Source organism: Bifidobacteriaceae bacterium, assembly GCA_031281585.1.
Classification (GTDB): Bacteria; Actinomycetota; Actinomycetes; order Actinomycetales; family WQXJ01; genus JAIRTF01.
On sequence record JAITFE010000033.1, the window covers coordinates 1 to 19,321 of the forward strand.

The following is a 19,321-nucleotide window of genomic DNA, read 5'->3' on the forward strand; positions in this document are numbered from 1 at the left end:
CAAAAGTGCCGGCCCCGGAGCCATCGCGGTGCGCCGCCACATAGCGCACCTTCCCCCTGATGGAACCGGGACCGGCTTTTTCCGTTAGGCCAGCGCAAGACCTGAACGGAAACCTATGAAGTTTGTGTTGTGGCCAGCTGGCCGGCGGCCTAGTGGGCCATGGCCTTCTCGGCGCCCAGGCCGGTGAGGGCGCGGACGTCCATCTCGGCCTCGCGGGCCGGGTCGTCGTCATTCTTGCCCACGAACGTGCCCACAATGCCGAGCAGGAAGCCCAGCGGGATGGACACAATGCCCGGGTTGGACAGCGGGATGACCGCGAAATCGGCGTTCGGGATCATGGCCGTCTCCGAGCCGGACACGACCGGCGACAAAACGATGATGACCAGCGCGGAGATCAGCCCGCCGTACATTGACCAGAGCGCCCCGCGGGTGGTGAAACGCCGCCAGTAGAGCGAGAAGACAATGGTCGGCAAGTTCGCCGAGGCCGCCACCGCGAACGCCAGCGAGACCAAGAACGCGATGTTCTGATCCTTCGCCGCTATCCCGCCCACAATTGCGATCAGGCCGATCACGATCACCGTGATCTTCGCGACGCGGACCTCCGCGCCCGGATTGACCTGCCCCTTCTTGATGACGTTGGTGTAAATGTCGTGCGAGAAGGACGTCGCGGCCGTGATCGCCAACCCGGCGACCACCGCCAGGATGGTCGCGAAGGCGACGGCCGCCATTATCCCCAGCATCCACGGCCCGCCCAGCATGGCCGCGACCAGCGGCGCCGCAGCGTTTGAACCACCCGGCACGCCGGAGCCCTTCTGCCAGATAGTCGGGTCGAACATGTAAGCGGCCGCATAGCCCAGCACCAGGGTGAACACGTAGAACAGGCCGATCAGCCAGATCGCCCACACCACGGACTTGCGGGCCTCCTTGGCCGTGGGCACCGTGTAGAAGCGCATCAGCACGTGCGGCAGGCCCGCCGTGCCCAGCACCAGCGCCAACCCGAGCGAGACGAAGTCGACCTTCGCCCAGTTGCTGCCGCCGTACTTCAGCCCCGGATCCATCATCGCGTTCGCCGCGTGGCCGTTGTCCTTCATGAACTGGCCGGTGTTGTCCACCACGCGGCCCAGGAGTTCGGACAGGTCGAACCCGTTCAGCGCCAGCACCCACACGGTGGTCACCGCCGCGCCCGCAATCAGCAGGACCGCCTTGATCATCTGCACCCAGGTGGTGCCCTTCATGCCGCCGATCAGCACGTAGATGATCATCAGCACGCCCACCACGGCGATGACGACGGACTGCATGCCCTCGTCGCTCAGGCCCAGGAGCAGGGAGACCAGGCCGCCCGCGCCGGCCATCTGCGCCAGCAGGTAGAAGAAGGTGACCGCCAACGTGGTGATCGCCGCCGCCACGCGGATCGGCCTCGCCCTGAGGCGGAACGCCAGCACGTCCGCCATGGTGAACTTGCCCGTGTTCCGCATCAGTTCCGCGACCAGCAGCAACGCTACGATCCACGCCACCAGGAAGCCGATCGAGTACAGGAAGCCGTCGTAACCCGCCGTCGCGATCGCCCCGACAATGCCCAGGAACGATGCCGCCGAGAGATAGTCGCCCGAAATGGCCAGACCGTTTTGGGCGCCGGAGAAGCCCCGGCCGCCGGCGAAGAACTCCTCGCCGGACTTGTTCTTGCCGCCGCCGCCCTTGATGACGATGAACAAGGTCACCGCCACGAACGCGACGAAGATCGACATGTTGATGACCGGGTTGCCCGGCTTGAGCGGGTTGACGTCTTGCAACGCGAGGACGGAGGCGATCATTGCGCGGCCTCCATTTCAGCCTCGATTTCGACGCGGATCCTGGTCGCTTCCGGGTCCAACTTGCGGTTGGCGAAGCTGACGTACCACATGGTGATGGCGAACGTGGTGACGATCTGCGCCAGGCCGATGATCACGGCCCAGTTGACGTTTCCGATCACCGGCTTGGACATGAAGTCCGTGGCCCAACTGGCCAGTAGGACGTAGACGAGGTACCAGACCAGGCCGACCGTCACAAGCGGTAGCACAAAGCCGCGCTGGGTCTTCCGCAAGTGCTGAAATTCCCTGCTGTCTTCGATCGCGATGTAATCGATCCCCGGAGTCACCTCCTGGGGCCTTCCTTCTTCCATGATCACTCCTTTGGTGGGTGTGGCCGCCCGCCCAAGGGGATGTGGGACCAGCTCTCGCTAGGTTCGCGCCTGCCCCCGACTGGCGAACGGGATGGGCCTTTAGTCCCATCTCTCGCGCCTAACGTAACTCAGCGGTCAAGAGTTCTCCAAATTTTTTTGTGGTTTTTCGCAAAGTGATCTTCGTCACACCTCCGGCGGGGTCCGGCCGCGCCACGTTCCCGGATCGCCTTGTCTGGCGTTGCGTATTGTCTAGGTGCCACATTCGCTTCCCACCCTTGGAGGTCCCCGTGCTCGATTTCGCCGACCTGGTCCAGCGCGCCAACGCCCTGGCCGTGAACGCCCCGCCTGACGCCGGCCCGGCTGGCAACGGTCCTGGCAGCGGCATGGCCGGCGGCAGCACGCGCCGCGCGATCCTGGGCATCACGGGCCCTCCCGGCTCCGGCAAGTCGACCTTGGCCGGACACCTGGTCGCGACGCTGCGGGACCTGGCGATGCGGGTTGCGCAGGTGCCCATGGACGGTTTCCATTTGGCCGACTCCTCCCTGCGGCGGCTCGGGATAATGGGCCGCAAGGGCGCGATCGACACCTTTGACGCCTACGGCTACCTCGCGCTGCTGGAACGCCTGCGGGCGCGCCCCGCCCACACCGTCTACGCGCCGGATTTCGAGCGGGACCTGGAGCAGCCGATCGCCGCCGGAATAGCCGTCGAACCCCAGGTGGACCTTGTCATCACTGAGGGCAATTACTTCCTCGCCCCGACTCCGCCCTGGCCCGCGGTCCGCGCCGCCATGGACGAGGTCTGGTACTGCGAACTGCCCGAATCTGTGCGGACCGACCGGCTGGTGGCCCGGCACACCCGCTTCGGCAAAGCGCCGGATGCCGCGCGCGAGTGGGTGGCGAAAGTGGACCAGGCGAACGCGGACGAGGTGGCCGGCTGGCGTTCCGGCGCCGACCTCCACGTTGACGTCGCGGCGCTGGGCCTCGCCCCACTTGACCTTTGACCGCCCGCGCCGCGTCCGCGGAATGGCCGGTCTTGGCTGGTCAAAGTCGGCGAGCGTCGAGCTATTGCTAGGCTCGGCGCGATGCGAGTCCGGCAAGTTGACGCATTGATCGAGCACCTCGGGGGGCAGGCTGTCCGCCAACATGGTTCGCACCGGGTCTACCGGGTGGCGCGGGGCGGGGCCTCAGCGGAGACGATTGTTCCCCAGCACGCCCACGACCTGGCCGATGGCACCGCCCATGTGATCGAGCGAGACTTGGCCCCGGTGCTCGGCAAGGGCTGGTTGCACCGGCACGGCGCCGTTGGGCCCTAACCATTGGCCTGAAGGGGGGCCTCCTCGCGCCACGGTTTTCGCTTGGCGGCGTTCGGACGTCACCCGCGCTCGGCGTTGAAGGCCGCCCAGGCGGCGTCTGACAATTGGGCCGCGAACCTCAGACCGGGGCGGATCATCTCGGCGGTGTTCGAAAGGTAGATGAAGATCAAGCCACGCTCAGGTTCAGCCCAGGCGTTGCAGACCGCAGAGCCGTTGTGTCCAAACGCGCTGGCTGGCGAACGTGTGCCGATCCCCCGAACCACGCCTGGCAGCCCGCCCAGTTGAAAGCCCTGGCCGTAGCGTTGGCGCTGATGCAGAATGCGGTCCACCTCGCCATCCGCGCTGACTGCGAGCGCATTGGCGATGGACTGTTCGGAGACAATGCGCCGGCCTGCGGCAGTGACCCCGCCGTCCAACAGCATTTGGTAGAAGCGGGCCAATGACCTAGCGGTTGTCTGCATGGACGCGGCCGGCACCACCGCCTGGCGCGCCGCCAGGCGGTTGAGGAAGGCGGGGCTGACGAAGTTGCCGCCCTTGCCGCGTACACGAACTGCGCGCTTTAGTTCGCTGGCCGGCAAGGTCAGACGGGCGTCCATCTTCAAAGGCTCGAAGAACTCCTCTTGCACAAACTGGCTGATGGTGCGGCCTGTGACCCGGTGGATCAACTCGCCCAAGATGAAGCCGAAGGCGACCACGTGGTAGGCCACGACTTTCCCGGCGGGATAACGGGGGCGGGCGCGGGCGGCCAAGGCGACGGACCTGTCCCAGTTCGTCATCACGGCCATGTCGAGCCCCGGATTCCCCAGCGACGCGGGCACGCCCGCCCGGTGTGTCAACACGTGGCGGACGGTGATCGCCTGTTTGCCGTGTTGGCCGTACCCAGGCCAGTAGGACGCCACGGGTTCGTCGAGGTCCAGTTGGCCGCGCTCGGCCAACAGATGGATCGCCATCGCCGTGACCGGCTTGGTGACCGAGAAACAATAGAACAGGGCGTCAGGCCCCACGCCGCGCCGGTGCTCCGCGACCACTTCGCCGCCGCGCATTGCCAGGAGGGAGTAGGCACCGCCGCGCGTGTCCGCCAGCGCCTTGACCTGTTCCCACGACACGTCTTCAACCTTATGCGCGCGCCGCTGCGCGCTCGACGCCCGGTCCCGGCGAACGCGCCTGGAGTCCACCAGACGCGAGCCTCCGCCCGTGCGGCTGACCAGGTCAAGGGCCTCGACTCTGGCTTCGGTGCTATGAGTGTCAGACCCTTCCGGAAGGCTGGTTCCAACAGCAAGCAAAGCGGGGGGACGCGCGAATTGGGCGCTGGCGCGGTTCCCAAGGATGATGAGCCAAAGAAAGGAAGAAGAACCGATGGGTTTACCTGACAAGGTGGGGGCAGCGGGCGAGGAGTCGGCACCCGAGGGTTATGCCGAGTGGGTCGCGGACCTCAAAGCACGGGTTCGCGCCACGCAGTTCCGGGCGGCACGGGCCGCGAACACCGAGGTGGTCCGGTTGTACTGGTCGGTGGGCCAGGGCATACTCAAGAAGCAGGAGACGGCGGGTTGGGGAGCCGGCGTGATCCCGCGCCTGTCTGCGGATCTGCGCCGCGAGTTCCCGGATCAGACCGGCTGGTCGCCGACCAATCTCAAGTACATGCGGATGTTCGCAAAGGCGTTTCCCGATTTGGAGGCAATTGGTCCGCAGCTTGTGGACCAATTGCCGTGGGGCCACGTCCGCTTGCTGCTAGACAAGGCCAAGACGGCCGACGAGCTGGCTTGGTACGCCCGCAAAGCGGTCGAGTGGGGTTGGTCACGGAATGTCCTGCGGGCGCAGATCGACTCGGGTCTGATTGGCCGAGCCGGCCAACAGCTCCCGGGCCCGCTCCACGACCAGGCCGAGTTGCGCCTCGTCGTGGGCCGAGCCCACATGGGCCACCATCCGCCGCCGCCCGCCCACCGACTCCGCGATCTGGACCGCCGCCGCGCCCGAACCCGTCCGCACACGCCGAATCCAAGCCACCAACCGATCCCAAACACCCCCGCCCTAGCGCCTCAAAACCCCCAAAAACCCCAAACCCGCCAACAAAACCCCAGGTCACAAACCCGCAACCGACAACCTGTGGAAAACCTGAACCAACTCAGGTCCGCCAGCGCCTTGACCTGTTCACACGACACGTCTTCAACCTTATGCGCGCCGCGCCCCCGCCGCGCTCTCGACGCCCGGTCCCGGCGGCCGAGGGATACGCGGAATGGGTCTCGGACCTCAAAGCAAGGGTTCGCGCCACGCCTTGACACAGCGCAGATTTAGCACTTCCCCTGTTTCAACCACCGACCCGGTCGGCAAGCGCAGGTGCGCCAATGGCCACCAATCACCTCATCCTAGCGCCGGTTTCCAGGCTGACCGCGATGGCGATCAGGTACCGCGCAGAAGAGTGGCGGGGTTGCGGCGGGCGGCATGGGAGGCTGGGAGGGAAGACGCCAGGACGGCGGTCGCCAAACCCAAAGCAACTGCGGCAACGGGCAATTGCAGACCCAAAGCTGGCGTCCATCCGCGCGCATGCGCCAGTCCGACGGTTCCCGCAACACCAGCGAGAGCCCCGACAATTCCTCCGGCCAGGCCGATCAGGGCGCCTTCAGCCATGAATCCCCGCCAAAGCGCCAGCCGGGTTGCCCCGACCGCTCGGCGCAATGCGATCTCCGGAGCGCGTTGATGGATCGACAACAGCATCGACGTCGCGGCGCTCATTGCCGCCAAACCCAAGACCACCCAGCCCAAAGCGTTCATCAAACTGGTGAGATTCGAGGCGACCGATGCTTGGAGGGAGGCCAAGTCCGAGGGCAGGGAGACGTCAACGCCACCGGGATTGGCCGGAGCCAAAGCAAACGGGACGGCATCGTGAAGGGCTTCCGCGCGCCCCGGCGCGGTCCCCACCAGAATCTGGCCGTCAGTCGGGGCTTGCAGCAGGTCTACGCCGGCCGGGGACAACAGCAAGGCATTATCCAGGGCCTCGACACCGCTTGCGCCCAACACCGCCACCACCGGCACGGGATGCTGGTTGACCCAGATCGTCACGTCCGGGCCGGCCTGTGTCAGGGCGAGTTGTTCGGCCGTCTTGGCGCCCAGCGCCGCGACCAGCCCATCCCAGCCGTTGTCCAACACCCTCAGCGGACCGCCGACCGCCACCTGGCCGCCCAACAGTGCCGGATAACGCGAGTCGCAGACCACGATGTCGCCCCGTAACCGCTCCGGCAAGAAGCCGATCCGGGGCGCCAACCGGCGCACCTCCACATCCGCCGGCGCGAGCGAGAAATACGGCGCCGCGCGGGCCACTCCCTCCAGGCTCTCCAAGACGGCGGCCGCGTCTACCAGTTCGGCGAAGCCCGCCCGCCTGGCGGACATGACAGGAGACGAGTCCACCGGCATGGACACATATAACCGATTCGAGGCGGCGTCCAACAAGCGGGTGGCGACCGCGCCGGACGCGGATTGGGCCAAGCCGGACGCGCCGACTAGGGCGGCCACGCCCAAGGTGTACGCCAACAAGAGAAGCGCCGAACGCGCTGATGTGTCGATGACGGCCCGGACGGCATCGGCCACCTCGGCGCCGAATCGCGCCAACCGTGACTCGGCGAGGGTCTGTTGGCTCCGCTGCTGCTCCGGCGGTGGCGCCGGTGGCGAAGGTGTGTCCACCAGTTTGCCGTCCACGAGGGCGACCGCCCGGTCGGCGGACTCGGCCACAACCGGGTCGTGGGTCACCACCACCACCGTGGTGCCCCGGTCGACCGCCGCCCGCAGTTGGGCGGTCAGCGAAGCGGCCGATTCCGTGTCCAACGCCCCGGTCGGCTCATCCGCCAAGAGCAGGCGCGGCACGGGCACAAGGGCTCTCGCCAGCGCCACCCGCTGACGCTCGCCGCCGGATAGCCGTTTCGCCCGGGTTTGGGCCCTTTCGGCCAGTCCGACCGCCGCTAACGCCCCCCGAGCCATGGAGTCTCGGTCCTTGGCGCGCAGCCCGCGCACTCGCAGTCCCAGGCCGACGTTCAGCACCGCTGTGTCGTCACCGATCAGGTAGGAGCTTTGGAACACGAACCCGAGCTGGCGTCCACGGAAACGGTTGCGTTCCGCCTCGCTCAACCCGGCGACATCGGAGCCGTCAAACCAATAATGTCCAGCCGTGGGACAATCGAGCAGCCCCAGAACCGTCAACAGGGTTGACTTGCCGGAACCCGACGGGCCGGTCACGGCCACGAATTCGCCCGGCCAGACGTCCAAGTCGACATGCGCCAAGGCGGCTACCTCGCCCTTGCGGCCAACCTGCTTGGAGATCCCCCGCAGGCGGATCAGCGGGCTCCGCTCGGCGGCCCCGGCCTTGCCCGGCTCCTGCCAGGCGGGTTGGTCAAGACTCGGCAGCTGGGTCACCCGACATCACAATCCGCTGGCCAACCGGCAGCGCCTCGTCCGGGATGATCAAGGCGTAACCGCCCACTTGGCCGGTGATTGTCACTGGAACCCGCTCGAGCTTGTCGGCCGGGTCCTGGGCGGGCGCCAGCACATAAGCGCCGTCCGGGTCTTCACGCACCGCCGTCAACGGGACGGCTGGGCCAACCGGCACGTCCCCGGTTGGGGAGAGCGCGGCTTGCTGCTCGCCGTCCAGAGTGTCGAACCAATCGACCGGAACCTTGACCTCTATGTCGTAGCCAGGCGTCCCGTCGTCTTGGTACTCGCCAACGGATGAGACCACGGCCGTGAGCGGTTCGGCGCCTCTGGCCATGACCGTCACCTCTGCGCCCACCGCCAGCGCCTCGACATCCAGCATTGACACCCGCGCGCTCACCCATGCCGCGCCGATTACCACCCGGACAAGCGGCTTGCCATCACCCAACGGCGTTCCTGCCGCCGCTGCCTCAATCACCGTCACCGGGCTGTCAGCCACTTCCGCGAATTCGCTCAACACAAATCCACGATTGACTCCGTCGGCAACAGGCAAGTCGTAGCCGGCGCCCCGATATAGGGAGTTCAGCCCAGCCAACGTAGACGAACCAAAGACGCCGTCCACCGCGCCCCCAAAATGCCCCGTGCTTTGCAAGAGGCCCTGGAGCGCACTCACGTCCGCGCCTTTGGCCCCAACCGCAAGGTTGCGGTAAAACGGCATGGCCGTCGGCATGGCGAACACCGGCCGACCGGAAACCTCAGCCACAACGCCGCCAGGGCTAATCAGCTTGCCAAGGGATGCTTTCTGAGTTGTCACCACCAGGCGCAGGGTCTGCAATTCCGGAGGTTTGTCCGGCTCTGGCGGGCTGTCCTTGGCGCTGTCAGGGTCGGTGTTGTCTCCGGTTCCGGGCACTGCGGTCAGGTTTCCCGCTTGTGCCGCCGTCCTGGGAGCCGATGGGTTCCCGGGACCGGAACTCAGCCCAGCGTTTTCGGCTAGCGGCTCCGCCGCGGCCGTCACCGTTTCGGTGCCGGGCGCGAAAACATCCTTGGTCTCAGGCGGATGGATAATGCCCACCAGGTTGACCGGCTTGCGCAGCGGCTGCTCGCTGACCTCGGAGAACACCACCACCGGCTCGGTTGCCCGCGCCAATGGCGACAAATCGGGGGCCGGCCATCTGGCCGCCAACGCGCCTGCCGCTCCCGCGCACGCGCCGAGCAGCACAAGAGCCGCGCCGCCCAATACCGTCCGCTTCGACAACCGGCCCTTCGGTTCCACGAAATCTCCTCCCCGTGCCGCGTCCTGCCCCTGCTCATGCGGCCTGGTCACCAGGTTAGGGGAAACCAGGCACCGGCCGCGCACGTTCTGGTTGACTGCCAGTTCCGAAGCGACGTGGGTCACGCCGGCCAGGAGAAGCCGGCGTCTTCGACCAGTTTCTCGGCCTCGGCCACGAGTTCGCGGGCTCGGCGTTGCAATTCCACCAACTCTGCCTCGTGCTCCCCGATGTAATCCATCTGATACTCAGCCTCAATCTGCGCCAACCGCTTAGCCGCGCCAATCTCGTCGGAACAGATGGTGTCATCTAGCAGAGCCTTGGCCTCCATTTCCGGCGGAGCGTCATCCGGCACAAGCGGGTAGAAAAACTCTTCCGGGCGCGGATACCCTTTACTCTCCACGCACTCAAACCATTCTTCGGCGACTTTCTTGCGGCGCGGGTCGTCTTTGGCTTTGTCGTAGCTCTCCTGGAAGCCGTTGGTGAGTGCCGCCCACTTGGCAGAAATCAAACCGCGTCCCACCCACACGAACTGCACGGTCCCGGAATCGGAGCACCGCGCCCAAGCCTGGTTGAACGACGAATTCGGGTCCTCCAACGCCGCCTCATGGTCGGCCGAAACAGGCTCAAGCACTGCATCGTCGTGCGGGGGAGGCCCCTCAATGCCGTGCTCGGCGACATAGCCCGCGTTCCAGAAGCCGAATCGCCAGTCCGGCATCAGGTCCTCTTGGCCTATGGTCAAGATGTCGGCGATGAACTCGTCGGATTCGAGCCAGGACGGGTCCACGCCTTCGGCTGTCATGCAGTTGCGGTAGTCGACCAGCCTGGCCGCTCCCAGCAGCGCCTCCTCCTCCGGGACCATCCCGTACTGGTCCAACGGCAACCGGACCTGCATGGTCGCGGAATCGAATTCCACCACCGGCGGCGGACCCGAATAACCCGGGCCCGAGTCGCAACCCGCCGCGACCAACGCGCACCCGATCAGCCAGGACACCACCCCTCCACGCGGCAATCGGCTAAGCCGCACACCCATCACCGCAACTCGGTGCTGCTGATCCGGTCGTTCCAACCCTGCTTCGTAAGGTTGTTGTGCGAGAAATTAGCGGGCATATAGAGCATGGGCCCCTTGTAATTAGGGTCCGCGTAGAAGTCCACGTAATAGCTTCGACGGTTTGAGATCGATGACGTCCTATTGTCGGCGACAGAAGCGTACGCTTTGACGTTGGTTTCCTCGCAGTAGAGGTGGAAGTTTCCGAAGTCCGCGTGCATCCACGCGCCCCAATAGCCGGACATGTTGCAGTCGTTATATGCGGCTTCTGCGGGAAGGGTCATACCGAGGGTGGGGAGCGTTGTGCACGCAACGACGGCAAACGGCCTACGGATCCTCATGATAGTTTTGCCTCCTTGCTGGTCGGGCCGTACCGGGCGCAGCCTGTCCTAGAAAAATACAAGCCCTCAAGTCAAAGGGCAAGTTGACTCATTGTTACGTTGCGCGCAACGTAAAGGCGACTATGGTGCGTGCCGGGTGATGTTGCGCGGTTGGGTGGGTTGGCTGGCGGGAACGCGGTGAGCGGCCACCGAGCGCAACATAACCGGGGCCGTGCTCGACTGTTGGTGGACGGGCAAAGCGCCCGAGGACCAGGAGGCCCATGATGAGCGAAGACGCTCGTGTCAGATGTGTTGGTGTTGAGGAGGCGCTCCGTGGTTGTGAGCGGTTCTTGATCGAAGAGCGAGGGCTGGCGCCCGCCACTGGTAAGGAGTACTGCCGCAAGGCCGCAGTTTTCGTTGAGGGGGTTGGCGGCCCGGGAGCGCTTCCGGGCTTAGCCGCCGCCGACGTGGCGGGATACGTGGTCGGCTATTCTGCGGCCCATTGCTGGGAGTCATGCCGGACGATGCTCCGGGCTGTAAGAGCGTTCCTGCGTTACGGGCATGTGGCGGGGCTGTGCCCCGACCTGGTTGACGCGGTGCCGTCGGTCGCGCGCAGACGCGACACCGCGCCACGGCGGGGAGTGGGCGCTGAATTGGTCGGAACGCTGGTCTCGCAGACGAAGAGCAATCGGACGGCGCGGGACTCGGCTGTTGTGGCGCTGGTGGCGCGGTTGGGATTGCGGGCTGTGGCAGTCTCCCGCTTAGAGGTGGGGGACATCGACTGGGCTGGTGGAACGGTGAGGATCAACGGGAAGGGCAGCCGGGTCGAGAAGATGCCGCTGCCGGCCGACGTTGGCGAAGCGCTGGTCGCCTATCTTTTGGTACGGCCCGCCGGGACGGGGCACGCTCGCATGTTTCTTGCTTTGGCTGGCGCCCAGCCCTTGACCCCGCCGGGGATCTGTCACATTGTTCGCAGCGCCTGCCGCGCTGCCGGGATCGACGAGTTCGGGCCGCACACGCTGCGTCATTCCCTGGGGACGAGGCTGCTCAACGAAGGCGCGGGGCTGGACCAGATCGCCCAGGTGCTGCGGCACAAGTCGATGGCTTCGACCGTGGTCTACGCCAAAGCCGACATGGTGTCCCTGACGGCGGTGGCCCGCCCATGGCCTGGAGCCGGGAAATGAGCGGGCCCCTGCGGTCAGGAGCCGATGAGTACGTAGCCATGCGGCGCGCCCTCGGCTATCGGATGGGCAACGCGGGAAGTCTGATGGGGTTCGTGGCCTGGTGCGAGGCCCGCCAGATCGGGACCATCACGACCGAGGCCGCCCTGGCGTGCGCTTCCGGTGACGGAGCATCGTCGCCCCAATGGAAAACCGTGAAACTGTCCATGGTCCGCGACCTGGCCCGCCATCTGGCCTGGACTGACCCGGCCACCGAGATCCCGCCAGCCGGGCTGTCGCCCGCCCGCCTCTCCAGGCCCGTCCCGTTCATTTTCACGAACGCGCAGGTCGGCGACCTGATCAGCGCCTGCCACGAGGTCCGCATGAAACCGGGCAAAGCCGACGCCTGCGGTTTCCTTATCGGCTTGCTGGCGTCGACCGGCATGAGGATCTCGGAAGCGTGCGGCCTCGACGTGTCCGACGTCGGCAGCGCCGACCTGCCTGGCGGCGAAGCGACCACACTCACGATCCGGCACGCGAAGAACGGATCGGACCGGACAATCCCGCTGCACTCGACCACCGGGCAAGCCGTCTTGGGGCACATGCCCCGCGGCCGGCCGGGGCTGGGGGCCACGCCGCTGATCAGCGTTGCCCAGAACCGATTCAAACCGGGCGCTCTGCGGAACCACATCTGGCCGCAACTCTTGACGATCACAGGCCTGGCCACCCAACCCGTCAAACCCAGAATCCATTGCCTCCGCCATGCTTTCGCCGTGAAATCCCTGATCAACTGGTACGAGACTGACGTCCCGGACATCGACGCGAGAATCGGATGGCTGTCTGCTTACCTCGGTCACGCCAACCCTGCCAGCACCTACTGGTACCTCGAAGCTCCGCCGAAGCTCATGACGCTAGCCGCTCAGCGCGCCGCCAAACCGTGGCAGGCGGTGCCGTGAACGACCTCGCCGTCTTGATCCAAGGGTTTTTCACCGACAGGCTCCCGAACCAGCGCGGCGCGTCACCCCAGACGATCGCGAGCTACCGCGACGCTGTCAAACTGCTGCTCGTGTTCGCCGCCGAACACCACTCCACACGGGTCGACGCCTTGAACGCCGGCCACATCGACGCCGAGACGGTAGCCGCGTTCCTGGCCCACCCCGAAAACGACCGCGGCAACAGCGTGGCGACCCGCAACGCCCGCCTGGCCGCTATCCGCTCGCTGTTCCGCTACGCCGCCATCCGCCTGCCGGAGCACTCCCTCGACATCGCCCGGGTGTTGGACATTCCGAATAAGAGAACGGACAAACGAATTGTCGACTACCTCAACGACGAACAGGTCGCAGTCCTGGTCGCCGCCCCGGACGCATCGACGTGGACCGGGCGGCGCGACCGATTGATCATGGCGTTCATGGCCCAAACCGGGCTGCTGGCCAGCGAGACCGTCGCCGTGCGCGTACAAGACGTCCGCACGGGCGCCAGCCCTTATGTCGAATGCGTCGGCAAGGGACGCAAACACCGCACCACCCCACTGGACCCGGTCCTCGCCAGACAGATCGAGGCATGGACGGCCGAGAACTGTCTGCCGGACGTCGATCCGGTGTTCCCGGCCGCGCACGGCGGTCATCTGACCAGGAACGGCTTGTGGCGCATCGTGGTCAGGCACGGCGAAGCTGTCGCCGGTAAGCCCGGCATGGTCGGCGTCCCCGTGACTCCCCACGTGCTAAGACACGCGGCCGCTATGAGGCTCCTGCACGCCGGGATCGACGTCGCGACCATCGCCATGCGGCTTGGCCACGAGCGGCTCGACACGACACTGATCTACCTGCATGCCGACCTGGAACGGAAACAGCAAGCCTTTGACCAGACCGCGCCGCCGGGAGTGCCGCCCGGACGATACGCCCCGACCCCGGAAATCCTCGAATTCCTCGCGGGCCGGGGTTCTGGATAGCGGCAACCGGCCTAGGGACCACGCGGCACCCCGTCGCTTCCGGCCCCGGTCATGTTGCGCTCGGTGGCCGCTAACCGCGTTCCCGCCAGCCAACCCACCCAACCGCGCAATATCACCCGGCACGCACCATAGTCATTGAAAACCTCCGCGTAGGGCTATACGTTGCCTCATTGATGGGCGTCCGCTTCGGCGTGGCGTGGCCGGCTGAGCGGCGGGTGGGCGCTACGCCTGATCGCATGGAGCTGACGATGAGCCAACGCAGGGCCGTGACCGGGAAACTCGCCCTGAAGTATCGCCGGGCCTCGAAGAAGGGAAAGAGCGCGATCCTGGACGAGCTGGTCGATTTGACTGGCTGGCACAGGGACTGGGCCAGGGCCGCCTTGAGGGACGCGGGCAGGCTCCGGGTAGCGAAACCCCGCCCTGGGCGTCGGCCTGTCTACGGGGAGGATCTGATGCCCGCGCTGGTGAAATGCTGGGCGGTGCTGCGCGCCCCGGCCGGGAAGATCCTCGCGCCGATGCTGGCGACCTTGATCGCCATGCTCCGCGCCGAGGGCGAGGTCGACCTCGACGACGCCCAGGCCGTGCTGCTGGCGGGCATGTCAGCCGCCACGATCGACCGGCGCTTGGCCCCGGAGCGGGCGAAGCTGCTGCCCAGGGGCCGTTCGCACACGAAGCCCGGGTCGCTGCTGAAATCGCAGATCCCGATCCGGACTTGGGCCGAGTGGGACGACGCCAAACCCGGGTTCGTCGAGATCGACCTGGTCGGCCACGAGGGCGGGAACTCGTCCGGGGAGTTCGCGTTCACGCTGACCGTCACCGACGTGGCGACCGGGTGGACTGTGAACCGGTCGGTCAAGAACAAGGCCGCGAAGTGGGTGTTCGAGGCGTTGGAGCACGTCATCGCGGTGTTCCCGTTCCCGATCTGCGGCATAGACTCGGACTATGCCGGGTAAGACCCTAGGCTGGGGAATGATTTGCCGGCCCTGGTCAGGGCCGGGCTGGTGTTAGATTCCCCGGCATAGGGCTCGGCGGCTCAGAGCCGGTAGAGGGCGTCGATGGTGGCTTGCTCCCTCCATTCGGCGGGTTCGTCGAGGCTGGGCGGCGTGGTCGCCGCGATTGCTTCGGCCATCATGTCTTGGGTGGCGAACGCGTAGAACCCTGATGTGGTGGCCATTGACTCGTGTCCGAGCATCTGCATGATCAACGCTAGGGGCACTTTCTCCTGGTGCAGATCCATGGAGCGGGTTTTCCTGACCAGATGGCACCAGACCCGGCCGGGCACCTCCGGGCAACCCGTCCTGGCTATGTCGGCGGCCCGTTTCAACGCCGCCTGGACCGTGTCGGCGGATAATGCCCCTGGCCGGCCGTTCTTCAACGAGTAGAACAACGGCCGGTCCCGGCCCCCGCCGGAATGGAACTCGGACAGGTAGAGGCGCAGGTGGTCCGCAGTCTTGCCCATCAGCGGCATGGTCCTGACCTTGCCGCCCTTGCCGCGCAGCACGACTGACGGGGAGTCTCCCAAGTCGAGGTCTCCGACCCGGGCGCCGGTGACCTCGGACACTCTGGCGGCGGAGTCGTAGAGGAACACGAGCATCGTCCGGTTCCGCCGTGATTTCCGGTCGCGGCCGTCGAACGCGAGCAGTATCGCCTTGGTGGCGGCTTTCGGCAGGTATTCGACTGGGCGTTTGGGGATCTTCGGCGGTTTGACGGCGGCGGCGTCCTCGTAGGCGGCGCCTAATGTGAGGTCTTCGCCGGCGGCGTATTTCAGGAACGCCTTGAGCGCGGTCAACCGCAACTCGACAGTTTTCGGGGCGAGGTGCTTGTCCTACAGCATCCATTTGACCCAGCCTTTGAACCGGGCGCGGTCGAAATAACCGAAGCCGATCTCGGGGCGGGCAATGCCGCACGCGCCCAGGTGGGCGAGGAACGATTCCAGTCCGGTCTTGTACGCGTCGACGGTGTTGGCCGACAGGCGCCGCTGGGCGGTGCAGTGGTCGTGGAGGAATCCCCTGGCCAGTCGCCAGAAACTCGGCTCGGTCGGTTTACTCATCGAATCCCATCTCTGGCAACAGTCCGGCGGTGGCGCCAGCCAGCTTGTCGTAGCCGGCTACGAAGTCCGGGGAGATGTGCAGGTAATACAGGGTCGATTGCGGCGAACAGTGGCCCATGTACCGTGCGAGATACGGCAGCATCGCGGCCGTGTCCAACCCTTCTTTAGCCCGCCGCTCCAAGTTCGCGTATGCGAACCGATGGCGCAGGCAATAAGGCACGGGGAACGGCCGCGATTGCGGAACGGGCAGCCCGGCGGCGTCCCAGATCCGGTGGAACACCTCAGCCGGCCGGCCGGTGTTGAGCTGGCCGCCGGACCACCCTGTGAACAGCTTCTCCCTGCCGGGCCACCGGCGGGCGTTCTCACGGTCACAGGCCGCCAGCATCGCGGCGACTTCCCTGGTTATGGGGAGTTGCCTGGTCCTGGGGCCTTTCGAGTCGCGGATGGTGACCGTCAGGGCGTCGAGGTCCGCGTCGGAGCGGTCCAAGCGCCTGGCTTCCCCCGTCCTCAACCCGCACGAGTGCATCAAACCGAAGAACCCGCGCGCCTGCCAACGCCACGGGACGCCGCTGTCGAACGAGACGGCCGCCTGGAAGAGCGCCTCCACCTCGGCGCCCGACAGCACATATGATTCGGGACGCCCGGGCGGCGTCCACCACCCGGGCGCGACCCACGCCGCCGGGTCTCCGTGGCGGCGCATCCACCGGGCGAAACCCCGCAGGTAGGACACCCACCGCCTCGGTTTGTCCTGCCGGCCGGCGTCGACCTGGGCGATGAACCCCTCGCACGCCTGTCTGGTCACCGCTGTGAACCCGTTTTCGGCGCAGGTAGTGCTCGCCGCCAGCGTATACGCCGCCCATCGCCCGTTTGAACGCGATGTGCGCCTCGACCTGGGGGCCCAGGGCGCTCTGGTACGGGCCGCTCACAGCCTCGCCGCTTCGGGCAGGGGCAGCACACAGCCGCGCATCGTTTCCGTGTCTGTCTCCAAGTAGGCGTCCACCGAGGCGGGGTCCGCGTGGCCGAGGACCGCGCTGATCACCGGGTAGGCGATCCGGGCGGCCCGCCAATCGACCGACCCCAACTCCAACGCGCAGATGTCGACGGCCCGCAACCCGGTCGTCAACGCCAACAACACAATCGCGGCGTCCCTCGGGACGGCCCGCCGACAGGCCTCGCCCACCGCGCTGGTCTCCTGGTTTGTCAGCACCGGCAGCGGGGAGCGTTTATGCTCTGTCCTGGCCTGCGCGAACCCGTCCGCCAGGTCCCCGCGGCCAGCGAACCTGCAGAAACCGGCCAACACGTTTTTGACCGTGCGCATGCTCGAAGGCGCGCAGGTCGCCCGCAATGCCGTCAAGAACTCCTCGGCGGCTGCCGGGTCGGCTCCGTCCACGTCGGGCTCCGGCCCGTCCTCGAGCCAGAGCAGGAACCGCCGCGCGTATGACACATGCTGCGAGACAGATTCGCCAGACCACCCCTCAGCCCGCGTCCAGGCTTCCCAATCGGACAAGATCTGGCGCGACGCCAGGGTGGCGGGCTGGGGGCCGGGGCGCCGTTCGGCCGCAAGGTCGACGGCACCCGCCTCGAGATACGAATCGGCTAGGCGGGCCAGGCGCCCGCGGAGTTTGCGGCGCTGATCGGAGGGCAGCCCCGTCTTCGGGTTGGCGGTGTCCTTGGCGAACAGCGCGCCGACACGGGTCGTGTAACGCCCGCCGGCCGCCTCGCACGACTCGGCCAATCGGGCCAGGCACCGCGACGCCAAGTTGATAGATAGTTCCGCGTACGCTTCTCGGCGCATCGCTCCGATGATCGCGCCGACAACCTCGTCGGCGTGGACAGATGACAGCATTGGATTGGTTCCCTTCTAGTTGACACTGGACCGTCGACAAGAAGCCAACCCGGAAAACCCTATGCCGGGGAATCTAACACCAGCCCGGCCCTGACCAGGGCCGGCAAACCATTCCCCGGCCTAGGGTCTTACCCGGCATAGTGGAAGACGAGCTTGCGCTCCGCGCCGCCGAACGCGACAGGAACGCGCCTTGACACCGGCCCGGCCCGCCGGGTCAGACTCTGGAGCCGGAGCCCGGGCGGGTTAGCACGAGTTGGTTCACCGCCAGCTCAAAGGATTGGCGGCGCGTGCGGGCCTGCGTGTCTAGGATCAACCCGGCGACGAATAGCTGCAGCGCCGCCAATAGGCAGAAGAACGCCGCGAACAGGGTGGGGAAGCGCGGGACCAGACCCGTGTGGAAGTACTCCAGGCCCACCGGGATCCCCAGAATCAGGCCGATCATCAGGCAAAACGCGGCCAAGAAGTTGAAGAACAACATGGGCCGGTAGTCCTTGAGCAGTTTGGCGATGGTGCGCAGCACCCGCAGGCCGTCCTTGACGGTTGACAGCTTCGACTCGGACCCCTCCGGCCGGTCGCGATACTCAACCGGCAGCGAAGCCACCGTGAGGCGGCTCTCCAACGCGAAGATCGTCATCTCCGTTTCGATCTCAAAACCGGTCGACAGCACCGGGAAAGACTTGGCGAAGTTGTAGCTCAGCGCCCTGTATCCCGTCATGATGTCACTGATCTGGCCGCCGAACAGGCTGTTGACCAGCTTCCGAACCACCACGTTGCCGCCCGAATGGAACCGGCGCTTGTTCTCGGTGAAATAGGTCGAGCTCAGGCGGTCCCCCACCACCATGTCGACCCCTCGGTCCAAGACCTCGGAGACCATGGCAGGCGCCGCCCAGGCCGGGTAGGTGTCGTCCGCGTCCGCCAGGATGTAGCAGTCCGCTTCGATGTCGCGGAACATGGAACGCATCACGTAGCCCTTGCCCTGCATGGATTCGCACTTGACCACGGCCCCGGCCGCGGCGGCCACCCCCGCGCTGCCATCTGTCGAGTTGTTGTCGTAAACGTAAATCGTGGCTTCCGGCAGGGCTTCTTGGAAGTCCCGCACCACCTGGCCAATCGTCTGAGATTCGTTGTAACAGGGAAGAAGAACCGCAACCGACTTTGACTTCACGTTGAGAGTTTAACTGGCCGGTCCCAGGCTTTCGTCGTCGCTCCGGATGATCCCGCCCACCGGTCCATCATCCCCCGGGACGATCACGACCCACTCTGCGGACCGACTGCGATTAGGACTGCCCGCACCGCCCAAGAAACCCCTCACGCGCGGAACCAGCTCACGGATCCGGGCATGCCCCGCACCGAGCAAAAGGCGTGGGCGTTCGGTTGCACGGCATGGCTGCCGTGCACTTTGGAAGTACGGCAAAGACGCCGTACACGTCGGGACGGGGTCTCAGCTGCGTGCAAGTCTGCGAGCAGACTGGACCTGGCTGTCGCGGGGAAACGGCCGGACTCATCGTCGCAGACGCGTCGATCCGTGTGTGAGCATCAGAGAGCCCACCACCTGGATCTTTGGGCAGACCAGATACTCTATCGGCGCCCTGCCCGCCCCGGTCGGCCCGGCCAAGGCTGCGGGGACGGCCGCAGAAAAGGGACGGCCCCGTCTCGCTGCCCCCGCAGCAACAAAAACGGGGACGGTACCTTTTTCCGGCTAGCCGGAAAAAGGTACCGTCCCCGTTTTTCTTGGGTCAGCCCTCCAAGTAGGCCGACTTGAAGTACAGGTTGTTCAGGACCGTGCGGTAGACG

At 66.2% G+C, this 19,321-nt stretch carries 19 protein-coding genes and 1 pseudogene; 7 read left to right on the forward strand and 13 right to left on the reverse strand.

What is annotated here, in order from left to right; all coding sequences use genetic code 11:
- Positions 1 to 149: 149 nt before the first annotated feature.
- Positions 150 to 1,811 (reverse strand): cation acetate symporter, encoded by a 1,662-nt coding sequence (locus LBC97_03450; protein MDR2565112.1) that lies wholly within the window; start codon positions 1,809 to 1,811, stop codon positions 150 to 152.
- The gene (locus tag LBC97_03455; protein MDR2565113.1) at positions 1,808 to 2,158 is read right to left on the reverse strand and encodes a DUF485 domain-containing protein; all 351 of its coding nucleotides are present in this window, start codon (positions 2,156 to 2,158) and stop codon (positions 1,808 to 1,810) included. The genes LBC97_03450 and LBC97_03455 overlap by 4 nt, the downstream gene beginning before the upstream one ends.
- 287 nt (positions 2,159 to 2,445) lie before the next feature.
- On the opposite strand from LBC97_03455, the gene LBC97_03460 reads away from it, so the two are divergent.
- Both LBC97_03460 and LBC97_03465 read left to right on the forward strand, forming a co-directional pair.
- On the forward strand, positions 2,446 to 3,159 hold the full coding sequence (locus LBC97_03460) for a nucleoside/nucleotide kinase family protein (GenBank protein MDR2565114.1): 714 nt from the start codon (positions 2,446 to 2,448) through the stop codon (positions 3,157 to 3,159).
- A gap of 81 nt (positions 3,160 to 3,240) precedes the next feature.
- Positions 3,241 to 3,471 carry a type II toxin-antitoxin system HicA family toxin gene (locus LBC97_03465; GenBank protein MDR2565115.1) on the forward strand — a complete coding sequence of 77 codons (231 nt, stop codon included), beginning with the start codon at positions 3,241 to 3,243 and terminating at the stop codon, positions 3,469 to 3,471.
- A 59-nt stretch (positions 3,472 to 3,530) separates the two neighbouring features.
- Here the strand turns inward: LBC97_03465 and LBC97_03470 are convergent, their stop codons facing one another.
- A complete protein-coding gene (locus LBC97_03470; GenBank protein ID MDR2565116.1) occupies positions 3,531 to 4,577 on the reverse strand; it encodes a beta-lactamase family protein in 1,047 nt (348 codons plus the stop codon).
- A gap of 250 nt (positions 4,578 to 4,827) precedes the next feature.
- Here LBC97_03470 and LBC97_03475 point away from each other — a divergent pair.
- A pseudogene (locus tag LBC97_03475) lies at positions 4,828 to 5,244 on the forward strand (DUF1016 N-terminal domain-containing protein).
- 21 nt (positions 5,245 to 5,265) lie between these two features.
- On the opposite strand, the gene LBC97_03480 reads toward LBC97_03475, so the two are convergent.
- The 5 genes from LBC97_03480 to LBC97_03500 all read right to left on the reverse strand — a co-directional run bounded on the left by LBC97_03480 (position 5,266) and on the right by LBC97_03500 (position 10,544).
- Positions 5,266 to 5,475: a hypothetical protein gene (locus LBC97_03480; GenBank protein MDR2565117.1), complete on the reverse strand. Its 210-nt coding sequence runs from the start codon at positions 5,473 to 5,475 to the stop codon at positions 5,266 to 5,268.
- Between the two features lie 393 nt (positions 5,476 to 5,868).
- Positions 5,869 to 7,872 (reverse strand): ABC transporter ATP-binding protein/permease, encoded by a 2,004-nt coding sequence (locus LBC97_03485; protein MDR2565118.1) that lies wholly within the window; start codon positions 7,870 to 7,872, stop codon positions 5,869 to 5,871.
- On the reverse strand, positions 7,850 to 9,283 hold the full coding sequence (locus LBC97_03490; protein MDR2565119.1) for a hypothetical protein: 1,434 nt from the start codon (positions 9,281 to 9,283) through the stop codon (positions 7,850 to 7,852). The genes LBC97_03485 and LBC97_03490 overlap by 23 nt, the downstream gene beginning before the upstream one ends.
- Positions 9,280 to 10,149 carry a hypothetical protein gene (locus LBC97_03495; GenBank protein MDR2565120.1) on the reverse strand — a complete coding sequence of 290 codons (870 nt, stop codon included), beginning with the start codon at positions 10,147 to 10,149 and terminating at the stop codon, positions 9,280 to 9,282. The genes LBC97_03490 and LBC97_03495 overlap by 4 nt, the downstream gene beginning before the upstream one ends.
- Positions 10,150 to 10,187: 38 nt before the next feature.
- Positions 10,188 to 10,544 carry a peptidase inhibitor family I36 protein gene (locus tag LBC97_03500; GenBank protein MDR2565121.1) on the reverse strand — a complete coding sequence of 119 codons (357 nt, stop codon included), beginning with the start codon at positions 10,542 to 10,544 and terminating at the stop codon, positions 10,188 to 10,190.
- A gap of 329 nt (positions 10,545 to 10,873) precedes the next feature.
- On the opposite strand from LBC97_03500, the gene LBC97_03505 reads away from it, so the two are divergent.
- The 4 genes from LBC97_03505 (at position 10,874) to LBC97_03520 (ending at position 14,584) form a co-directional block, all read left to right on the forward strand.
- The gene (locus LBC97_03505; GenBank protein ID MDR2565122.1) at positions 10,874 to 11,707 is read left to right on the forward strand and encodes a tyrosine-type recombinase/integrase; all 834 of its coding nucleotides are present in this window, start codon (positions 10,874 to 10,876) and stop codon (positions 11,705 to 11,707) included.
- Entirely contained in the window at positions 11,704 to 12,639 is a 936-nt protein-coding gene (locus LBC97_03510; GenBank protein MDR2565123.1) for a tyrosine-type recombinase/integrase, read from the forward strand. The genes LBC97_03505 and LBC97_03510 overlap by 4 nt, the downstream gene beginning before the upstream one ends.
- Positions 12,636 to 13,631, forward strand: a complete 996-nt coding sequence (locus LBC97_03515) for a site-specific integrase (protein MDR2565124.1) — start codon at positions 12,636 to 12,638, stop codon at positions 13,629 to 13,631. Before LBC97_03510 ends, LBC97_03515 begins: the two co-directional genes overlap by 4 nt.
- Before the next feature lie 248 nt (positions 13,632 to 13,879).
- Positions 13,880 to 14,584 (forward strand): hypothetical protein, encoded by a 705-nt coding sequence (locus LBC97_03520; GenBank protein ID MDR2565125.1) that lies wholly within the window; start codon positions 13,880 to 13,882, stop codon positions 14,582 to 14,584.
- 80 nt (positions 14,585 to 14,664) lie between these two features.
- On the opposite strand, the gene LBC97_03525 is transcribed toward LBC97_03520, so the two are convergent.
- From LBC97_03525 to LBC97_03545, 5 genes are all read right to left on the reverse strand, one after another.
- Positions 14,665 to 15,426 (reverse strand): tyrosine-type recombinase/integrase, encoded by a 762-nt coding sequence (locus LBC97_03525; GenBank protein MDR2565126.1) that lies wholly within the window; start codon positions 15,424 to 15,426, stop codon positions 14,665 to 14,667.
- Between the two features lie 30 nt (positions 15,427 to 15,456).
- Positions 15,457 to 15,681: a hypothetical protein gene (locus LBC97_03530; protein ID MDR2565127.1), complete on the reverse strand. Its 225-nt coding sequence runs from the start codon at positions 15,679 to 15,681 to the stop codon at positions 15,457 to 15,459.
- Positions 15,674 to 16,483, reverse strand: a complete 810-nt coding sequence (locus tag LBC97_03535) for a tyrosine-type recombinase/integrase (GenBank protein MDR2565128.1) — start codon at positions 16,481 to 16,483, stop codon at positions 15,674 to 15,676. The genes LBC97_03530 and LBC97_03535 overlap by 8 nt, the downstream gene beginning before the upstream one ends.
- 120 nt (positions 16,484 to 16,603) lie before the next feature.
- The gene (locus tag LBC97_03540; protein MDR2565129.1) at positions 16,604 to 17,527 is read right to left on the reverse strand and encodes a hypothetical protein; all 924 of its coding nucleotides are present in this window, start codon (positions 17,525 to 17,527) and stop codon (positions 16,604 to 16,606) included.
- Between the two features lie 214 nt (positions 17,528 to 17,741).
- Positions 17,742 to 18,692, reverse strand: a complete 951-nt coding sequence (locus LBC97_03545; GenBank protein ID MDR2565130.1) for a glycosyltransferase family 2 protein — start codon at positions 18,690 to 18,692, stop codon at positions 17,742 to 17,744.
- Between the last annotated feature and the right edge of the window lie 629 nt (positions 18,693 to 19,321).

Coding starts and splice junctions, on each gene's coding strand:
- LBC97_03450 (MDR2565112.1), bottom strand. CDS start 1,811: ATGATCGCCTCCGTCCTCGCGTTGCAAGACGTCAACCCGCTCAAGCCG.
- LBC97_03530 (MDR2565127.1), bottom strand. CDS start 15,681: ATGAGTAAACCGACCGAGCCGAGTTTCTGGCGACTGGCCAGGGGATTC.
- LBC97_03510 (MDR2565123.1), top strand. CDS start 11,704: ATGAGCGGGCCCCTGCGGTCAGGAGCCGATGAGTACGTAGCCATGCGG.
- LBC97_03500 (MDR2565121.1), bottom strand. CDS start 10,544: ATGAGGATCCGTAGGCCGTTTGCCGTCGTTGCGTGCACAACGCTCCCC.
- LBC97_03540 (MDR2565129.1), bottom strand. CDS start 17,527: ATGCTGTCATCTGTCCACGCCGACGAGGTTGTCGGCGCGATCATCGGA.
- LBC97_03465 (MDR2565115.1), top strand. CDS start 3,241: ATGCGAGTCCGGCAAGTTGACGCATTGATCGAGCACCTCGGGGGGCAG.
- LBC97_03520 (MDR2565125.1), top strand. CDS start 13,880: ATGAGCCAACGCAGGGCCGTGACCGGGAAACTCGCCCTGAAGTATCGC.
- LBC97_03455 (MDR2565113.1), bottom strand. CDS start 2,158: ATGGAAGAAGGAAGGCCCCAGGAGGTGACTCCGGGGATCGATTACATC.